Here is a 17,748-nt window from a genome sequence, read left to right as displayed (position 1 = left end):
AGTCCAAGATAGCAGAATAGGAGGAAATTTACATGGTAGTCAAAGAGAAAGTTGTAAATGAAATGCAAGAGGTAAAAGAGATGATTGATACGTTAGTAGATAACGGTCAAAAAGCTTTACAAGCATTAGAAAGTTTTACACAAGAGCAAATTGACAACATTGTTCATGAAATGGCGCTTGCGGGTGTCGATCAACATATGCCGCTTGCGAAGTTGGCTGTTGAAGAAACGGGCCGTGGCGTATATGAAGATAAATGCATTAAAAATATTTTTGCCACTGAATATATTTGGCATAGTATAAAGAAAGATAAAACGGTAGGAATTATTCATGAAGATCCTCATGAAGAAATAATAGAAATCGCAGAACCTGTCGGTGTAGTAGCTGGGGTAACGCCAGTAACGAACCCAACATCGACAACAATGTTTAAAGCATTAATCGCGATAAAAACGAGAAATCCAATTATTTTCGCATTTCATCCTTCTGCACAAAACTGTTCCGTTGCAGCGGCAAAAACAGTATATGATGCAGCAGTGAAAGCTGGTGCACCAAAGCATTGTATTCAATGGATTGAAAGACCTTCTGTGGAAGCAACGAAACAATTAATGAACCATGATGGTGTCGCACTCGTTCTAGCAACTGGAGGGGCTGGTATGGTGAAATCGGCTTATTCTACTGGTAAACCCGCGCTAGGTGTAGGGCCAGGCAATGTACCATGTTATATAGAGAAATCGGCACATGTAAAACGTGCTGTTAATGATTTGATTTTATCGAAAACATTTGATAACGGTATGATTTGTGCGTCAGAACAAGCCATCATTGTAGATAAGGAAATCTATAATGATGTTAAAGCAGAAATGATTGCAAATAATTGTTATTTTGTAACAGAGGAAGAGAGAAAGAAATTAGAAAAGCTTGTTATTAATGAAAATACATGTGCAGTAAATAGTGATATTGTTGGGAAATCAGCACAGTATATTGCTGAATTAGTAGGAATTACTGTACCTGAACATACAAAAATGCTTGCAGCTGAAATTAAAGGCATCGGAGCAGCGTATCCACTATCTCGTGAGAAACTGAGCCCAGTGTTAGCTTGTGTAAAAGCAAATTCATTAGAAGAAGGATTTACATATTGCGAAGAAATGTTAGAGCTTGGTGGCCTAGGGCATTCAGCGGTTATCCATTCTACAAATAAAGAAGTACAAAAACAATTTGGGTTACGTATGAAAGCCTGCCGTCTCATTGTAAATGCACCTTCATCACAAGGTGGAATTGGTGATATATATAATGGATTTATTCCATCACTTACGCTTGGTTGTGGCTCCTACGGGAAAAACTCAGTTTCCCAAAACGTAACGGCGACTCATTTATTAAATATAAAAAGGTTGGCAAATAGAAAAAAGAATATGCAGTGGTTCAAATTACCACCCAAAATTTATTTTGAAAAACATGCGACAGCATATTTAGCAAACATGCCTAACATTTCCCGCGCATTTATTGTAACGGATCCAGGGATGGTTGAGCACGGTTATGTAGATACAGTTACGCACTATTTACGTAAGCATGCAAATGATGTGAAAGTTGAAGTTTTCTTTGAAGTTGAGCCAGATCCATCAGATGAAACTGTATTTAAAGGTGCGGACATGATGAAAAGCTTTAAACCAGATGTAATTATCGCGCTTGGTGGCGGTTCAGCTATGGATGCAGCAAAAGGGATGTGGCTATTCTATGAGCACCCAGAAACGACATTCTATGGAATAAAACAGAAGTTTTTAGATATAAGAAAACGTACATGTAAGTATCCGAACTTGGGAAATAAAGCACAATTTGTTGCCATTCCAACAACATCAGGGACGGGATCAGAAGTGACGCCATTTGCGGTTATTACAGATAAGAAAAATAATATTAAATACCCGCTTGCGGATTATGAATTAACACCAGATGTAGCGATTGTTGATCCGCAATTTGTAATGACAGTACCACCTCATGTGACGGCAGATACTGGTATGGACGTATTAACACATGCAATTGAAGCGTATGTGTCTGTTCTGGCAAATGACTATACTGATGGTTTAGCATTAAAAGCAATTGATCTCGTATTTAAATATTTACCGAGAGCATATAAAAATGGAAATGATGAAGAAGCACGAGAAAAAATGCATAATGCTTCCGCAATCGCAGGGATGGCATTTGCAAATGCTTTCCTAGGTATTAATCATAGTTTAGCGCATAAAATTGGACCGGAATTCCATATTCCGCATGGACGTGCGAATGCAATTCTTATGCCGCACGTAGTTCGCTACAATGCTATTAAGCCAAGAAAACACGCATTGTTCCCAAAATATGAGCACTTTGTGGCTGATGAACGCTATGCACATATTGCGAGAATGCTAGGGCTTCCAGCAAGCTCAACAGCGGAAGGTGTGGAATCACTCGTCCAAGCAATTATTGAGCTTGGAAAAAGCTTAAATATAAATATGAGTATTGCAGGACAAGGAGTTGCTAAAGACCAATTTGAAGGGGTTGTTGGATTATTAGCAGAAAGAGCTTTTGAAGATCAATGTACAACAGCTAATCCAAAATTACCGCTCATTTCAGAGCTGAAAGAAATCTATATGGAAGCATATAAAGGCGTATAATAGATAAAAAAGAGCCGCGAGTAAGCGGCTCTTTTTTACTTTGGAAAACATCTCCCAGATTGGTTCTATTTACTTGTCTTTAAGCTTGATAGAATGTGATAAAGTGAGGATGGGAGTGATAAGCAGATGAAAGAATTACAAGAAAAAGTAGCAGATTATACCCGGTTTGCACAAGTACTTTTAGCTATAAGTACATTTTTAATGATCGGTTTATTAATTCCAAGTGGAATAAAAAGTATGGTACAGTCTTTTGTTATGATGGGGAGTATTATTGTATTTTTAGTTCTTGCTTTTTTCTTCTTTAAGCGTGTTAGAACGATGCGTGATCAATTAGAGGAGAGCGAATATGAAGAAAATTGTTAAATAGGGCGCTACGAAAAGAAGAAATCTTTTTGTAGCGTTTTTTCATTTTTGTAGAAAATGTATGCGTTTCATATTGACAATGATAATCCTTATCAATTAAAGTAGAATAGTAGTTAATGATTATTATTATCAATTAGAGGTGAAAGAATGAACAAATCTATTACGCTGTTCACAGCGATCTTATCTATTTTTTTCTTATTAATAGGTTGCAGTGCAAAAGAAAACGAAAAAGCATCCGTAACAAAAACAGACAAAGGAACAGACAAAATCGAAATTACCGATCTCTCAGACAGAAAGATAACATTCAATAAAGTTCCTGAAAGTTTTGCTACGTTGAGTATGGGAGACATGGATATTATTCATGCTTTAGGTGGAAAAATAGTAGGTCGTCCTGATACAAAATTAACTCTCCCAGAGGAATTAAAGAAAGCACAAGTAATCGGGAATGCACATCAACCGAATTTTGAGCAAATTGCTAGTTTAAAACCGGATGTACTTGTTGCTAACAATGGATTCCAAAAGAACATTCCAACGGTCGAAGGACAAGGAACAAAAGTAATCATTTCTTCAGCCAACTCTGTAAAAGATATTCAAAAGGGTATTGAAATGTATGGAACAGTAATGAAGAAAGAAGATAAAGCAAAAGAGCTTAACCAAAAAATTAATGATCAAATGAAGAAATATGAGAAAAAGAGTGATGTTAAAGCGTTGCTAGTTTATGGAGCACCAGGCACTTATTTAGCAGCATTACCAACATCTCTATCAGGGGATATTTTAGAAAAAACAGGCGGGGAAAATATCGCAGCTAGTTTTCCAGAAATGAAAGAGTATCCGCAATATGCACAGCTAAGTGTAGAACGTATTATTGAAGCAAATCCAGATGTGATTTATTTAATTACACATGGAGATCCCAATAGTGTGAAAAAAGCATTTGAAGGCGAAATGATGAAAAATGAAGCATGGAAAAATTTAGATGCAGTAAAACAAAATCGTGTAGTTATTTTACCACCAGATTTATTTGGATCAAATCCTGGGACAAAAGTTACAGAAGCGATGGACTTTATGTATAAAAGTATACAAGATGTAAGGAAATGATAAGTATGGAGAGTAGTGAAATAGTAAGAGAAAAGGAACATCCTTTTGCGAGAAAAAGGTGGATAATAACAGTTACTTTAGTCGTATTAACTGTTCTAGGTCTTTTTTATGGCCTTTTTGCAGGGAGCTTATCTTTTTCTTTACGAGACATTATAGAAGGTATACAAGATGAAGGTTCGACAGTTCATCGAATTGTATGGGATCTTCGTATACCGAGAGTGCTCGTTGGTTTTATAGTAGGAACGTGTTTAGCTGCATCAGGAGCATTATTGCAAGGGGTTATGAGAAATCCTCTTGCAGATCCTGGAATTATCGGAGTTTCATCAGGAGCAGGTCTTGTAGCAATTATAATCATGATTTTATTTCCTCAACATATGGCATTCTTACCACTAGGAGCGTTTTTAGGAGCTTTTATTACAGCAATGGTCATTTACGCACTATCATGGCAAAAGGGGGCGCCACCTTCACGAATTGTATTAGTAGGTGTTTCAATAAACGCCTTAATTGGTGCAGCGACTTCAGCGCTAATGTTATTACATAGCGACAAAGTACAATCAGTTTTACCGTGGTTAGCTGGTGGTATTGGTGGTGTTAGTTGGGCACATTTAAATATGATTATTTACTATGCGATATTCGCTATTATATTAGCTTTCTTCGGTATTAAACATATTCGAGTATTAATGCTTGGGGATGAAATGGCAAAATTATTAGGATATAACGTGGAAAGAAGTCGGTTTTATTTAATAGTAGTAAGTACAATGTTAGCTGGAATAGCAGTTAGTGTTTCTGGTCTTATTGGATTTGTCGGTCTTGTTGTACCGCATATGTTACGTTTATTAGTTGGAAATGACTATAAATATTTACTGCCATTATCATGCCTTGGCGGTGGGATATTACTTGTTTTTGCGGATGCGATAGCTCGAAGTTGGTTCGATCCAATCGAATTGCCTGTTGGTATTTTATTGTCCTTCTTAGGTGGTCCGTTCTTCTTATATTTAATCCATAGAGGAGGAAAACAACGTGATTTCCGTTAACAAAGTGTTTTACGCACATTCTGAAAGATTTCAAATGCAAAATATGAATGTACATATTAAAGCTGGAGAAATCGTTAGTTTAATCGGTCCGAATGGATCGGGGAAATCTACTTTGCTTCGTTTAATAGCACGGCTACTTAAACAAAGCGAAGGAGACATCATTTTAGATGGGGAAAATATTTATACGATGAAGAGTGCAGATGTAGCGAAGCAATTAGCGATGTTACCACAAATGTACGATCATCAATTAGATTTAACAGTGAAAGAACTAATAGAGTTCGGAAGAGGTCCTCATAAATCATGGAGTAGTCGCTTAAATAAAGAAGATGAAGAAATTGTTGATTGGGCATTGTCTGTTACAAAGCTTGAAGGGTATGAATATCGTCTTTTACAATCCTTATCAGGAGGAGAAAGGCAACGTGCTTGGATTGCAATGACGCTTGCACAACGCACAAATGTCTTACTATTAGATGAACCAACAACCTTTTTAGATATCGTCCATCAGTTAGAAGTAATGGAACTTGTTAAACGATTAAACGAAGAGTTTGGTATGACGATTGTAATGGTTTTACATGATATTAATCAAGCGGCTCAATATAGCGATCGTTTACTCGTATTAAAACAAGGGAAGATTCAGTATGATGGCGTACCAGAAGAAGTACTATGTCATCAAATGTTTCAGCGTGTATTTGGAATTGAAGTTGATATATTCCAAGGGAGTGACAAGCCATTTTTTACACCGAAACGAATTTGTGAAAAGGGAGAAGAGAGATGCAAACAGACGAGCGTATTACCACTGAGTTAGTAAGGGAATTTGTTATGGCAGCTCACGGAGATCTAGAAAGAGTACAGGAGCTTTTGGCCGAATCACCGAGCTTACTTCATGCTTCTTATAATTGGGGTGGCTCAGATTGGGAAAGTGCCTTAGGAGCAGCGGCCCATGTAGGCCGTAAAGATATTGCTCTTTATTTACTGGAAAAGGGAGCTCGGATGGATATTTTTGCAGCAGCTATGCTGGGTGAACTTGAAGTCGTACAAGCCATTTTAGTAGCACAACCAGAAGCATTACGTGCATCTGGCCCACATGGCATCTCTCTTCTTCAACATGCACGAATGGGTGGAGAAAAAGCTCAGCGTGTATTTGAGTACTTAACAGTGCTTTCTTAATGACCGCAAAGTTCTTATGTGCGGTAAACTTTCCACTCAAAGGATTGGAAGGTTTACCGCCCGTTAGAACGGGATAAGTATCTAGTATATTTGAAAATCCTACACCCCCTCAATTGTAGTTTTCTTTATACTAGTTATGATATGGATGCAGTAGACACTCTTTTGTCTACTGCTTTTTTTTGATATAATACACTTTTATAAGATTGAATTTTCTTTCTTTTTGGTAACTTTCTTGATATGAATTATTCAACACTTACGTAGTTTGAAATATGTTGTTATGTAATGAGGTTCAAAATGATGGGAGTGAATAAAAGAGTGTTCCATACAGATCGCTTACAATTTCGCAAATATACAGTGGATGATTTACCATTTTATGCTTCTTTATGGGGGGATGAGAAGGTAATGCGCTATATTGGAAATGGAACGTTAAAAACATTTATGCAATGTAAAAAAAGTTTGGAGGAGAGGGTACTTCCAAATTATAAAAATGGTCTCGGTTTATTTGTAATGATTGAAAAGGAAACAGGGATAAGAATTGGTCATGCAGGACTTGTCAAGCAGAAGGTAGATGGAAAAGAGGAAATTGAGATTGGCTATTGGCTACTTCCTAAGTATTGGGGGAAAGGGTATGCGAAAGAGGCTGCGGCGGCATTTCGAGACTATGGTTTTCAAGCATTACAAATGAATAAATTAATTTCACTTATTAATCCGAACCACCCAGCTTCAATATTTGTTGCTAGAAAAACAGGGCTTAGTTATGAGAAAACAACTTCATTTCATGAGATGGATGTTCTCGTTTATTCCATTAAGCGGGTTGGATGAAAAAAGGTGAATTGCATTTTTTGGAGAATGGTATATAAAAAATAAAGGGAGGGATTACATGTATATTTATCATAATGGACTAATTATTCGTGAAGGAACGAATGGAGTGCCAGCATATGCGATTAAGACATTATTTGAAGATGCTGGCTGGAGTAATGATAATATCCCTTCTTGGCAAATTGAAAAGTTTACGATTGCATTTGAAAATTCAACATGGGCTTTCACAATTTGGGATGAAGAAGAAATGGTCGCGATGGTTAGAGTTATTTCTGATCAAATCATGGTTGCTAACATAGTAAATTTAGTTGTGAAGTGTGAGTATAGGGGGAAAGGGTTAGGTAAGAAACTTGTAGCTCTTTGTTTACAAAAGCTTCCGCATGGCGATTGGTTTGCGCATACGTCCGCTAACAATTTTGATTTTTATAGAAGTTGTGATTTTGAAGTAAGAGAGTTATCAAGAAATGGAACATGTGCGTACTATGGGTATCAAGTGGCAAAAAAGGAAGGGCATCGATAACTTATAAGGTAATAAAGAAAAAGGATTGCTATTTTAATAATATAAACTGAACTGAGACTCATTTTGTGGTAAAATAAAAGAAAATTCAGTTTATTAAACGGGGGATAAAAATGAATGTAAAAGTTGGGGATATATTTAAATATGAAAGAAGATTTACCGAGGAAGAAGTTTTTGAATTTGCAAATATTACAGGCGATAAAGGTAGACATCATATGGAATATGATGAGAATGGACGATTAATGGTCCATGGTTTATTGACTGCTAGCATTGGGACGAAAGTAGGCGAAGAGTTACATTACATAGCGAGGGAATTAGTAAGTGAGTTTATTAGACCAGTTTTTACAGGGGATACGGTTACTTGTGAATTAACTTTAACAAATATTGAGCAAATGGAAGGATATAAAAAAGTTTCAATTGAGTCAGTTTATCGCAATCAACATGAAAAGACCGTACTAGTTGGGACGAGTTATGGAATTATAAGGGAATAAAAAAGAAGCCTGTTACGAAACAGGCTTCTTTTTTATCGTTTAGTAAACACGTTTTCGATTTTCCGCATGACTAGAGATAAGTAATAATGCAGATTCTTCACCTATATTGCGAACAATATGAGGAACGCATGCATTCCAAGAGAAAGAATCACCTTCTTCTACAATCGCAATATCTTCTCCATGTTGAACTTCTAGTTTTCCGCGTAATACAAGATGACACTCTTCACCTTCATGAGCATTTGGTGAGTTTTCTTTCGGGAATCCGGCAGAAATTTCTACTAGAGATAGGCGGAGACCACCTTGCTCCGCAACATGTTCAATTCTTTGTTCATCTTTTCCATACACACTGTATTTACGCTCTTCTTTTTTTACAATTTTTAAACGATCTTTTTGTTCTAACAATAAATATGGAAGGGGAACATTTAAAAAATTAGCGATCATTTCTAAAGTTGAGATAGATGGTGATGTTTTATTGTTTTCAACCTGACTCATAAAGCCTTTAGAAAGACCTGTTCCTTCACAAATTTGGGCAATCGTAATTCCTCTACGTTGACGAATTTCACGAATCGCAGAACCGATATTCATAAAATCATGCTCCTTTTTGTAAACAACTATTTGTATCATAGCAAAAAAAAAATATTTTTTCTCATGAAAAATGAATTGACGAATAAAAATAATTAGTGTATGTTTTGTAATGTAAATAAAAGTTTTGTATAACAAAACTATAAAGGAGAGAAAGAAATGAATCAACATATTGGTAACTTAATTATTCGTATCGTGTTAGGGGTAACGTTCTTTATGCACGGTTTAACAAAATTCCAATCAGGAATTGACAATATTGCAGGGTGGTTTACAAGCATTGGTTTACCAGGAGGACTTGCATACGGTGTAGCAACAGTTGAATTAGTTGGAGGTCTATTGTTAATTCTAGGTTTAGGCGTAAGGTATATTGGCTTATTATTTGCACTTGTTATGGTTGGAGCGATTGTGAAAGTAAAATGGTCAGCTGGTTTGTTAGGAGACGGGAAAAATCCTGGATTTGAGTTAGAACTTGCATTATTAGCGATGGGTGCTTACTTATTTGTTGCGAAAGCTAATGGTTTTGTAGATAATTTCTTAAAAGAGAAAATGTTAAAGAAGAATTAATTAAAATGGGGGTATAACAAAATGGGCTTTCCACTTCATCCCGAAACAACACTTGGGGTTGTTCATTTATATGTATCAAATTTAAAGAAATCGCTAGAGTTTTATACAGAAGTATTGCGTATGAAGGTACTGTAAGAAAAAAGTACAATCGTTACGTTTGGTAATGAGGACAATGAGCCACTTCTCATAATAGAAGAAAAGGAAGACGCTCTTCCGAAGCAAAGAGGTCGAACTGGTTTATATCACTATGCAATTTTATTACCAAACAGACAAGACTTAGCAAATATTCTTCGTCATTTTGTTGAGAGAGTACACCCATTACATGGTGGGGCTGACCATTACTTTAGTGAAGCTCTTTATTTAGCTGATCCAGATGGAAACGGGATTGAAATTTATCATGATCGCCAAAAAGAAGTTTGGCATGATGAAAATGGAGAGTTACCATTTGTTAGTAACCCGTTAGACGGCGAAGGATTATTACAGCAAGGAAATACATGGAATGGGTTCCCGGCTGGTACTGTGATGGGGCACATTCATTTACATGTAGCTGACTTAGAAGAAGCGAAACGTTTCTATGTTGATGGCCTTGGTTTTGATGTAACGATTCCAGCTCGTAATGGAGCGTTGTTCGTATCAGCAGGTGGTTATCATCACCATATCGGTTTAAATACATGGCAGGGTGAAGGTATACCACCACAAATGCCAAATTCCGTTGGTTTGAAATATTTCACAATTGTACTAGCAGATGAAAAACAAAAAGAGCAAGTGTGTGAAAGTTTAAAATATATTGGCGTAGTTGCTACGTATAAAGATGGAATATTACAGGCCAAGGATCCGTTTGGACATTGTATACATTTTAAAGTGAAAGGAGAAGCCTAAAAAGGCTTCTCTTTTTTCACTTTCTTATAATAGCTTTTTCATTTTGTAAAAATAGGTCATCAAATTGCTTTGCAAGGTCAAAATCTAGTTTCGTTAAACCTTTTGCATTCCATGATGACAAAGTAATAATGACTGCTTTATACTGGATAAGGATAAATGGGTGGTGATTATGTTCTTCTGATAGTTTGGCGGCTTCAGAGACAAATTCGACTCCTTTTAAGTAGTCGGAAAACATATATTTTCTTTCAATCCATTTTTCATCTTTCACTGTCCATTTATCCAGCTTTGTTAATTCCTCTTGTACTTCTTCATTAGTTAATCGTAGCATCATTTTTCACATCCTTTACCTGCAGTAACGCAAGACCATTGTTAATAAGACGTGTTACAGATTCTTCAGTTGTGAAAGTAGAAAGTTGTTGTAATAATGCTGCTGATGCTTCGTGTCCTTTGTTATGTTCTAAAAGCAATTCTAAAATTTCAAGACGAAGCAACCATTCTTTCGGATGAAATTTATTTAATACTTCTTGAATAGCTATTAATTGATCAGTATGAGTATCGTGTAAAATACTATCGTTACGTATATCTCGAACTGTTTGATACATACGTTCAAGCTTATTCAGTACAAGTGGATCAGGCGTTTCTTGTACTTCTTCATTCATCGGGAAAAATGCAGCCGCATCTGCCGCTCCTGGGAATACAGAAGTGATTTGTGAGCCGACAGCCATATCAAATGCTCCCCATGAAGGATCAAATAATAAGCGATCTTTATGAGTAACTGCACAATTTATAAAGGAGATAAGAGCAATTTTTTTATCATTCTTTACAATGTCTGTTACTGTTCCTTTTACATGAATGCCACTTGCAAAAGTAAACTCTGCACTGCTTCCAATTGTAATGCCTAATGATTGTAATTGTTCTTCTGTACAATTTTCTAATGCAATATCTCCATCTAGTAATCCGATTGGTGTCCCGAATCCATCGCTGTGCACAGATGTAGAATGATTTGCTAGTTGTTTATTATGAATTGCTAATGCAGTTGGTGAGCTTGTTCGTGTGTAAATAACTTCACCAGTATCATTTTTAATTGTCTCTGTAAATGTACCCGTAATTTGTAATCCACTACTTAGCTCAGTTGTAGCATGATTTTCGGAGCGGATTGCTTTTTCTAATCCTTCTGTTCCACCTGTTTTAAATGCCATCGTTGTAGAGAACTGCTCAAGGGCCTCAGTCAATTCTTCAAATGATTCACAAACAAATAGCTGTGGTTGCATTTTTGTTACATCATAAGTTGTCCCGGTGCAAGCTTCAATTGAGAATGGGACTTTCTTTACAGCGTTTGTTAAGCAATGCTTACTTTCACCGACAGAGGAAAGGAGACCAGCACCGTAAATTTTCGGATCATTTATATTGCCGATTAAGCCGTATTCCACTGTCCACCAGAATAAACGTGAAATTTGTTCTGCTTCTGATAAACCAGAAACTAAGTTTTGTTTTTCGATTACAGCATTTTCAGCAACTGCAACTTCTTCAGGTGTAGAAGTAGGGTTTTCTTTTACGATCGTTAATGTACGAACGGCTTCAAAAGCATCATGTTCTTCTTTTGTGGAGAAAGCTTTCGCTCCAATTTGTCCAAAGCGTTTCACATATTTTGCATATGTAGAATCAAGCAAAATCGGTGCGTGGCCTGCAGCTTCATGAACGATATCAGGAGCGGGTGTATACTCGATATTTTCTACTTTACGAATATCTGTTGCGATTGGTAGTAATCCATGCCCCTGAAAATCGAAGAATGCGACGCCGGGAATAAGTCCGTCAATCGTTACGGCACCCCAGCCGCTTGGTGCTAAACAGTCATTCATTTCTTCTACTTTTGGAATTGCATCTATATTAATACCAGATGATTGTAGTCCGTTGACATAGGATGGATGAGCAACATCTTTTAAGAAGCTATGGTTTTGTCTCATAATGTAACGCCAAACAGCGTGATTCACCGGTGTGTATTGATCATAATGCTGTGTGGATACGAATGGTTTTAAATGTGATGGAATTTCTGTTTTCTTTGTCATTTAGACGTCCTCCTTTTTCTCTATAAAAATGAATACCAGTTTTGTATAGCTTGTACCACCTCCTTTCAGAATTGTAAGCGCTTATAAAATTTTATCATAACATTCGAAATTCTTTAACAACTGTTTGCGTGAGAAATAGAAAAATCCCCTATCGGAAAATCCGATAGGGGCGAAAAAATCGCGGTACCACCCTATTTGTAAGTGAAAATATACTTACATCTCAACTAATGATAACGGAAAAATTCCGTCTTTTCCTTCATGCATAAAAGCACTACGAAAAAGAAGCTCCAGAATTGTAATTCGTACTTATATATGTGCTAATTCCCACCGACCATTAGCTCTCTGAAACAGGGATACAAGATACTACTGCGATTCTTTCAACGCGTATATATGAAGTTATTTAAAAGGGAAGGACGCAAAAAAGCCCCTATCGGAAAATCCGATAGGGACGATAAAAATCGCGGTACCACCCTATTTGTAAACAATTAATTGTTTACCACTTACTTTAAGATAACGGAAAGATCCGTCTTTCTCTTCATGCATAAAAAGCATTACGGGAAAGAAGCTCCAGAATTGTAATTCACGCTTGTATATGTACTGATTCGCACCAACCATCAGTTCTCTGAGACAGGGATATAAGTCGCTACTAGTATTCCTTCAAAGCCGATATATAATTCGTTCAACTAAACTATGTTTTGTATTATAAAACTATATTTAAAAGCTTGTCAACAATAATTTTATTATTTCACTTCTAAATCGACGTTTAAATTAGATTTATTTCCAGCTGCATCGGTTGCTACAATGTGGATTGTATTTTTCCCTTGTTGTAATTGATTGCGATCGAAATAAATTTCAAAGTTTTTCTCCCAATGGTTCAAGAAGGCATTTTCCCATACACCATTTCCATTAACTTCATACTGTATCGTTACTGGATGTCCTGGAGCAACCCATCCAGATTCTGTCATCCAGTCTAAAAGTATATCATCTACTTTCCCTCTAATTACAAGGTTTTCTTGATCTACTTCAGGTGATAATTTCGGTGCAGTGCGATCGACGAACACAGCTCCTGTCTGTTTCGTTTCTCCACCAGAGTTAGAAGCAACAGCTTCGATTTGGTATAAGCCATCAGGTAGAGGAGATCCGTCAGTTTTCGTACCATTCCATTTGAAAGATTTATAACCAGGTGTTTCATTTTTCCCTTGATGTATCATGCCTTGATATGCTACACGGTCTTTCGTAATTAAATTAGCATGAAATGTTACATCCTCAACTGGTGTAACTAAATAGTAATTGATCAGGTTGTCATCTAGTATTTTGTCATTATTTGGACTAAAAGTAGAATTAACGATTTCAAGGCCATCAATACGCTTGTATTCTTTCGGATCGATGCTAAATGTAAATGGAATACGCATTTCTTCAGTCTTCCCTTGCTCTTTTACATATAGATTTCCTGTATATACACCTTGTGGTAAGGAGCTATCTACAGTAATAGTAAAAGGCTTTTCAATGTTACTATTAGGTTTCATACTAATAGAAGAAGAGAAAGAAGTCTGGACTTTTGTTTTTGTATCTAGTAATTCAATACGAGTTGAAAAGTTTTTCTTTTTGTTAGAAAGATTTTGTAACGTAACATTTTGTGTTAACTTCACTTTACCGCTATTAGGTTTAATAAGACCGAAACTTACATTGTTAGGTTTCACTAATGCATCTGTTTGAGCGGCTTTTGGAATGTTAATTAAACCAGAGCCTTGTGCCATAACAGGATATGTATTTTCATTGACATCCTTTAATGTTTTTGCAGTATTGGCAAGAGCTGCTTTCAATTGTTCTGTCGTCCAATCAGGGTGCATTTGACGGAGTAGGGCAACAGCTCCTGTTACTTGCGGCGCAGCCATACTTGTCCCGTTGTGAGATTCATAGCCACCTCCCGGCACTGTACTAGTAATTTTCACTCCAGGTGCAACAATATCAGGTTTTATAAGCCAACTACCTTGAGATGGTCCTCTTGAACTAAAGTTACCAATAAGTTCTGTTTGCTTTGGTTGTCCAATTTTTATATTTTTCTTTCGTTTTGTAATTAAAGTTTTTAACTCTTCGCCATTTGTATTTGATAGTTGCATAACTGGAAGAGCTACATCTTCACGTGCAAAATATTCGGGCATAAGATTAATTTCTTTTTCGTTAGAAATTAGTAGCACGCCGAGAGCGCCAGCTTGTTCTGCTTTTACTAACGTGCTCGAAGTTCCTTGTAAAACAAGGGCGAACTTCCCTTTCACATCTTGTTTAGCGTAATCGCTTGGATTACCGTAGCCAACATATACAAGCTGAGCATCGTTCCCTACTTGGAAATCTGCTTTTGATAACGGTAATCCTTGGTAAGATTTATTGGAACCAGCTACTTGGAATGTTGGAAATGGAATAGAAACTGTAGATGCACCAACAGAGATGACACTACTTGCGTTACCAGGAGCGTCAACAGACCAAGGTTTTGGTCCATCATTTCCATTTGAGACGACTGCAGTAACACCAAGTTTTGCTGCGCGTTCTAACGTCATTGTTACAGGTTGATCAGGTACATTCAAATCTTGACCAAGAGATAGATTTAAAACATCGGAACCATCTTGAATAGCGCGCTCAATACCTTGAATAATATCTTCGGTCGTACCAGTACCACCATCATTCATGACACGGTAAGCAAGTATAGAAGCATTCGGAGCGATCCCCTTTATTTTTCCGTTACCAGCGATAATTCCTGCAACATGGGTACCGTGAACGTTTCCATCCATCGGATCATTATCCTCATCGACTGCATCATAGCCACCGATATAATTTGTTTGTAAATCAGGATGGGTATAGTCTACACCTGAATCGATAATAGCGACTTTCATCCCTTTCCCATCAAGGGGTTTACCAGTTGGATCTTTTAAGTTCCAAGCTTCAGGTGCACCAACTGTAGGGCCTCCAACGTTTGGTGTTTCTTGATCTGCTAGGCTTTTTGACGTTTCATGTAATTTATATGTTAAGTTCGGATAAATTGCTTTTACTTCAGGTAAAGAAGCTAGAGCGGCAATTTGATCCCCTGGGATAGAAATAGAAAATCCAGAAAATAACGTACTATATGTTTCTTTTATGGTTGCTTTCGGTGCTTTTTCTTTTATTTTCTTTGTTGTATCCTCTTGTGCTTTTTTTAGTTGTGCATGGTATGATTGCACATTGCTATTTTGTAGGTCCGGAGCATGTTGAATGTTACTTTGTGAAGCGAGTGGAGCATGCTGCAATTCTACAATAACTGAAATTTCTTTTGATGTTTTTGTTTTCTCCCCATTGTTCAATATTTACTTTTAACTGTGGACTAAATTGCTTCTCTTTTTGCAGTGATTCAGCATGGGCGCTTAATGCTCCAAAGCTCGAAAAGACGAGCGCCATACTTAATAGTGTTGATGTAGTTTTCTTCATTGAAACTCCCCTTGATAAAAAGTGCCAATTTTCTGAAAATAAATATTACATTTTTATCGTTAATTATAGGAACGGATGTTGGCTAAACTATACATTCGACATAATTCATACCAATCCTCTTTGAATTAAAAATTTCTTGGGAAATTTTTTGGAATTATGTCGAATGGATAATATTTGCATATAGTAAGCGGAATATGAGGAATGCTAAAGGGGGAAATGGGGGTGCTATATAAAAAGGTTTATAGTAAGTGGAATCGTGGTTTTGTTCCTTTTTTTCTATTCAAGTTCTATTACTAGCGCAGAAAACAATGGAGTAAAAGTTGCCTTTATTCGTAATCATAATCTATGGATTAAAGTCGGTGAAAAAGAAAAACAAATTACAAAAGGAGAGTACATAACAGGACCGAAATGGTCACATAATGGAGAATGGCTTGCATATGCAAAAGGAAAGAAGCGAAATCACTTTGAACTGTATCGGCTAAAAGATGGAAAGAAAGTTAGACCATCTCAATCAGAAGTATCGAATTATCAATGGTCACCAACAGAGAATATAATTGCATTTGTATTTGCACGCACATTAAATACATTTGATGCTGAAAAAAAGAAAGCAGATTTTGAAAACATAGCTAATGGTGTAGGTGACTATGCATGGTATCCTGATGGTAAGAAGTTTCTTGTATCATCAGAAGCGTACTTGCTTCCAACAGGATGGACAGGTGCTCAGTTATATGAAATACAAAAGGATGCAAATATGAATCCTCATAAGATGAAGCATTTATCTGCACTACCGAATGAGCATGATGACTTTTCAGCATTATTTGGAAGTGGATTTAATTGGTCGCCAGATCAAAAATGGATTTCGTTTTTGGCAGTACCAACAGCTTCTTTGTCAGCTGATAGTAATACCCTTTGCTTAATTCGATCAGACGGCAGTCGTTTTGAAACAGTAGATCAAATGTTATTAAACACACAATGGTTCAAATGGGCGCCATCAAAAAATATATTAGCCTATATTGAAGGAAGCGGGAGAGTTGCTTTAGAGAATAAGCATTTAAAAATAAAAGAATTGCCGGCTCTCCAGCAAAATACATTTACTCCAAAAGGCTATGTTGATTGGGATTTCACATGGAAGAACGAGAATGTAATTATCGTTTCAAGGGCAAAGGAAGCAGAGCTATCGGTCCCTCTAGAAAAAAGGCCACTACCATCTTTATATGAAATAAATAGTACAACAGATGAACAACATCAAATTACAAAGCCATCCAATAGCCAAGGCGATTATAACCCTATTTTTAGTAAGAAAAGCAACCAATTAATGTGGCTCCGTTCAAATCGTAAGAAAGTTGATGTATGGCTTGCTCATAACGATGGAAAACATGAAAAGAAATGGATTGAAAATATAGATGTACCAGAGTGGTATTATGAGAAATGGAATTGGGAAGATGTCGTTTCGGTTAAAGACGAGTAAAAAAACCTGCCTGAAATATAATTTCCAGGTAGGTTTTTCAATGTTATTTATGTGTTTTATTTGGCTTTTTTTTCGCAGGGTTTCCGTTCCCTTGGCGCTTTCTATTTTGTTCATCTTTTGCTTGTTTTTCATGTAATGTATCTAAAAAGTCATTTGAGTTACTCATTTTTATATCTCTCCTTTTTTCATTGCGTCCTAGTTACTATAACCATTTAGGAGGATAATCATGAGCTAAAAGTTAAGCGCTTAGTTTTCTTCGGTAGTATAAGTAAAATAGTCCATACGTAATGAATAACATAAGTAAAACTTGTAACTCTACATTTTCTTTTAAAATAGTTGCGACAGAAGATGGTAAGTAAGGTGATGTATCGCTCGTTCCTAAACCTAACCATTTGTTTAAGAGGTTAATGATACAAAATATGAAAACACCGGACCAGCTTGCGATAATTGCTTTTTGTTTAATTTTTGTTTCACGCTCATCATCTGTAATCCAAGGATTAGCAGTTTTATCACTATTAAAAAAGCCATTTATGTATCCCCATATGATCATTCCCATAAAGACGATAATCCATTTCATATTTGTAATCCTCCTCTTCTTGTAAAAAATATTT

The 17,748-nt window shown here is 36.5% G+C and carries 16 protein-coding genes, 2 pseudogenes and 2 other annotated features; of the genes and pseudogenes, 12 read left to right on the top strand and 6 right to left on the bottom strand.

Annotation, left to right across the window (positions count from 1 at the left end):
- Positions 1-32: 32 nt before the first annotated feature.
- The 9 genes from adhE to CQ058_RS16895 all read left to right on the top strand — a co-directional run bounded on the left by adhE (position 33) and on the right by CQ058_RS16895 (position 8,122).
- Positions 33-2,636, top strand: coding sequence for a bifunctional acetaldehyde-CoA/alcohol dehydrogenase (gene adhE, locus CQ058_RS16935; RefSeq protein ID WP_002190733.1), 2,604 nt, complete (start codon positions 33-35; stop codon positions 2,634-2,636).
- Positions 2,637-2,762: 126 nt separating this feature from the next.
- The gene (locus CQ058_RS16930; RefSeq protein WP_002190732.1) at positions 2,763-2,999 is read left to right on the top strand and encodes a YrhC family protein; all 237 of its coding nucleotides are present in this window, start codon (positions 2,763-2,765) and stop codon (positions 2,997-2,999) included.
- Positions 3,000-3,146: 147 nt separating this feature from the next.
- Positions 3,147-4,094 (top strand): helical backbone metal receptor, encoded by a 948-nt coding sequence (locus tag CQ058_RS16925; protein ID WP_002190730.1) that lies wholly within the window; start codon positions 3,147-3,149, stop codon positions 4,092-4,094.
- 5 nt (positions 4,095-4,099) lie between these two features.
- On the top strand, positions 4,100-5,128 hold the full coding sequence (locus CQ058_RS16920; RefSeq protein ID WP_002015259.1) for a FecCD family ABC transporter permease: 1,029 nt from the start codon (positions 4,100-4,102) through the stop codon (positions 5,126-5,128).
- On the top strand, positions 5,115-5,933 hold the full coding sequence (locus CQ058_RS16915; protein ID WP_002190728.1) for an ABC transporter ATP-binding protein: 819 nt from the start codon (positions 5,115-5,117) through the stop codon (positions 5,931-5,933). Before CQ058_RS16920 ends, CQ058_RS16915 begins: the two co-directional genes overlap by 14 nt.
- Positions 5,900-6,295 carry an ankyrin repeat domain-containing protein gene (locus CQ058_RS16910; RefSeq protein ID WP_002129192.1) on the top strand — a complete coding sequence of 132 codons (396 nt, stop codon included), beginning with the start codon at positions 5,900-5,902 and terminating at the stop codon, positions 6,293-6,295. The genes CQ058_RS16915 and CQ058_RS16910 overlap by 34 nt, the downstream gene beginning before the upstream one ends.
- A 294-nt stretch (positions 6,296-6,589) precedes the next feature.
- Positions 6,590-7,117, top strand: coding sequence for a GNAT family N-acetyltransferase (locus CQ058_RS16905; protein WP_002190727.1), 528 nt, complete (start codon positions 6,590-6,592; stop codon positions 7,115-7,117).
- A 58-nt stretch (positions 7,118-7,175) separates the two neighbouring features.
- The gene (locus CQ058_RS16900; RefSeq protein ID WP_002015252.1) at positions 7,176-7,634 is read left to right on the top strand and encodes a GNAT family N-acetyltransferase; all 459 of its coding nucleotides are present in this window, start codon (positions 7,176-7,178) and stop codon (positions 7,632-7,634) included.
- Between the two features lie 110 nt (positions 7,635-7,744).
- On the top strand, positions 7,745-8,122 hold the full coding sequence (locus tag CQ058_RS16895) for a hotdog family protein (protein WP_002015250.1): 378 nt from the start codon (positions 7,745-7,747) through the stop codon (positions 8,120-8,122).
- Positions 8,123-8,161: 39 nt separating this feature from the next.
- On the opposite strand, the gene CQ058_RS16890 is transcribed toward CQ058_RS16895, so the two are convergent.
- On the bottom strand, positions 8,162-8,707 hold the full coding sequence (locus tag CQ058_RS16890) for a helix-turn-helix domain-containing protein (protein ID WP_002015249.1): 546 nt from the start codon (positions 8,705-8,707) through the stop codon (positions 8,162-8,164).
- Between the two features lie 156 nt (positions 8,708-8,863).
- Here CQ058_RS16890 and CQ058_RS16885 point away from each other — a divergent pair, with 156 nt between their 5' ends.
- Together CQ058_RS16885 and CQ058_RS16880 are read left to right on the top strand one after the other, a co-directional pair.
- Positions 8,864-9,268: a DoxX family protein gene (locus tag CQ058_RS16885; RefSeq protein ID WP_002015248.1), complete on the top strand. Its 405-nt coding sequence runs from the start codon at positions 8,864-8,866 to the stop codon at positions 9,266-9,268.
- A 21-nt stretch (positions 9,269-9,289) separates the two neighbouring features.
- Positions 9,290-10,147: pseudogene (locus CQ058_RS16880) on the top strand (VOC family protein).
- 16 nt (positions 10,148-10,163) lie between these two features.
- On the opposite strand, the gene CQ058_RS16875 reads toward CQ058_RS16880, so the two are convergent.
- From CQ058_RS16875 to CQ058_RS16865, 3 genes and pseudogenes are all read right to left on the bottom strand, one after another.
- The gene (locus tag CQ058_RS16875) at positions 10,164-10,478 is read right to left on the bottom strand and encodes a 4a-hydroxytetrahydrobiopterin dehydratase (RefSeq protein WP_002143198.1); all 315 of its coding nucleotides are present in this window, start codon (positions 10,476-10,478) and stop codon (positions 10,164-10,166) included.
- Positions 10,459-12,213, bottom strand: coding sequence for an aromatic amino acid hydroxylase (locus tag CQ058_RS16870; protein WP_105589886.1), 1,755 nt, complete (start codon positions 12,211-12,213; stop codon positions 10,459-10,461). The genes CQ058_RS16875 and CQ058_RS16870 overlap by 20 nt, the downstream gene beginning before the upstream one ends.
- Positions 12,214-12,375: 162 nt before the next feature.
- Positions 12,376-12,603 (bottom strand) — a binding site (T-box leader).
- A gap of 51 nt (positions 12,604-12,654) precedes the next feature.
- Positions 12,655-12,883, bottom strand: a binding site (T-box leader).
- A gap of 70 nt (positions 12,884-12,953) precedes the next feature.
- Positions 12,954-15,669 (bottom strand): annotated as a pseudogene (locus CQ058_RS16865) (S8 family serine peptidase).
- 229 nt (positions 15,670-15,898) lie between these two features.
- Here CQ058_RS16865 and CQ058_RS16860 point away from each other — a divergent pair.
- A complete protein-coding gene (locus tag CQ058_RS16860) occupies positions 15,899-17,137 on the top strand; it encodes a TolB family protein (protein WP_033728156.1) in 1,239 nt (412 codons plus the stop codon).
- A gap of 43 nt (positions 17,138-17,180) precedes the next feature.
- On the opposite strand, the gene CQ058_RS16855 is transcribed toward CQ058_RS16860, so the two are convergent.
- On the bottom strand, positions 17,181-17,303 hold the full coding sequence (locus tag CQ058_RS16855; protein ID WP_000071861.1) for a DUF4023 domain-containing protein: 123 nt from the start codon (positions 17,301-17,303) through the stop codon (positions 17,181-17,183).
- A 72-nt stretch (positions 17,304-17,375) separates the two neighbouring features.
- The gene (locus CQ058_RS16850; RefSeq protein ID WP_002167648.1) at positions 17,376-17,714 is read right to left on the bottom strand and encodes a hypothetical protein; all 339 of its coding nucleotides are present in this window, start codon (positions 17,712-17,714) and stop codon (positions 17,376-17,378) included.
- Positions 17,715-17,748 lie beyond the last annotated feature (34 nt).

The organism is Bacillus sp. MYb56, from assembly GCF_002976445.1.
GTDB lineage: Bacteria > Bacillota > Bacilli > Bacillales > Bacillaceae_G > Bacillus_A > Bacillus_A mycoides.
Note: the sequence above shows the minus strand (reverse complement) of the source record. Positions and strands in the feature narration are given on the sequence as shown.

Excerpts from the sequence above, each read along its gene's own strand:
- adhE (WP_002190733.1), top strand. The coding sequence starts at position 33 with ATGGTAGTCAAAGAGAAAGTTGTAAATGAAATGCAAGAGGTAAAAGAG.
- CQ058_RS16930 (WP_002190732.1), top strand. The coding sequence starts at position 2,763 with ATGAAAGAATTACAAGAAAAAGTAGCAGATTATACCCGGTTTGCACAA.
- CQ058_RS16925 (WP_002190730.1), top strand. The coding sequence starts at position 3,147 with ATGAACAAATCTATTACGCTGTTCACAGCGATCTTATCTATTTTTTTC.
- CQ058_RS16920 (WP_002015259.1), top strand. The coding sequence starts at position 4,100 with ATGGAGAGTAGTGAAATAGTAAGAGAAAAGGAACATCCTTTTGCGAGA.
- CQ058_RS16910 (WP_002129192.1), top strand. The coding sequence starts at position 5,900 with ATGCAAACAGACGAGCGTATTACCACTGAGTTAGTAAGGGAATTTGTT.
- CQ058_RS16905 (WP_002190727.1), top strand. The coding sequence starts at position 6,590 with ATGATGGGAGTGAATAAAAGAGTGTTCCATACAGATCGCTTACAATTT.
- CQ058_RS16900 (WP_002015252.1), top strand. The coding sequence starts at position 7,176 with ATGTATATTTATCATAATGGACTAATTATTCGTGAAGGAACGAATGGA.
- CQ058_RS16895 (WP_002015250.1), top strand. The coding sequence starts at position 7,745 with ATGAATGTAAAAGTTGGGGATATATTTAAATATGAAAGAAGATTTACC.
- CQ058_RS16890 (WP_002015249.1), bottom strand. The coding sequence starts at position 8,707 with ATGAATATCGGTTCTGCGATTCGTGAAATTCGTCAACGTAGAGGAATT.
- CQ058_RS16885 (WP_002015248.1), top strand. The coding sequence starts at position 8,864 with ATGAATCAACATATTGGTAACTTAATTATTCGTATCGTGTTAGGGGTA.
- CQ058_RS16875 (WP_002143198.1), bottom strand. The coding sequence starts at position 10,478 with ATGATGCTACGATTAACTAATGAAGAAGTACAAGAGGAATTAACAAAG.
- CQ058_RS16870 (WP_105589886.1), bottom strand. The coding sequence starts at position 12,213 with ATGACAAAGAAAACAGAAATTCCATCACATTTAAAACCATTCGTATCC.
- CQ058_RS16855 (WP_000071861.1), bottom strand. The coding sequence starts at position 17,303 with ATGAGTAACTCAAATGACTTTTTAGATACATTACATGAAAAACAAGCA.
- CQ058_RS16850 (WP_002167648.1), bottom strand. The coding sequence starts at position 17,714 with ATGAAATGGATTATCGTCTTTATGGGAATGATCATATGGGGATACATA.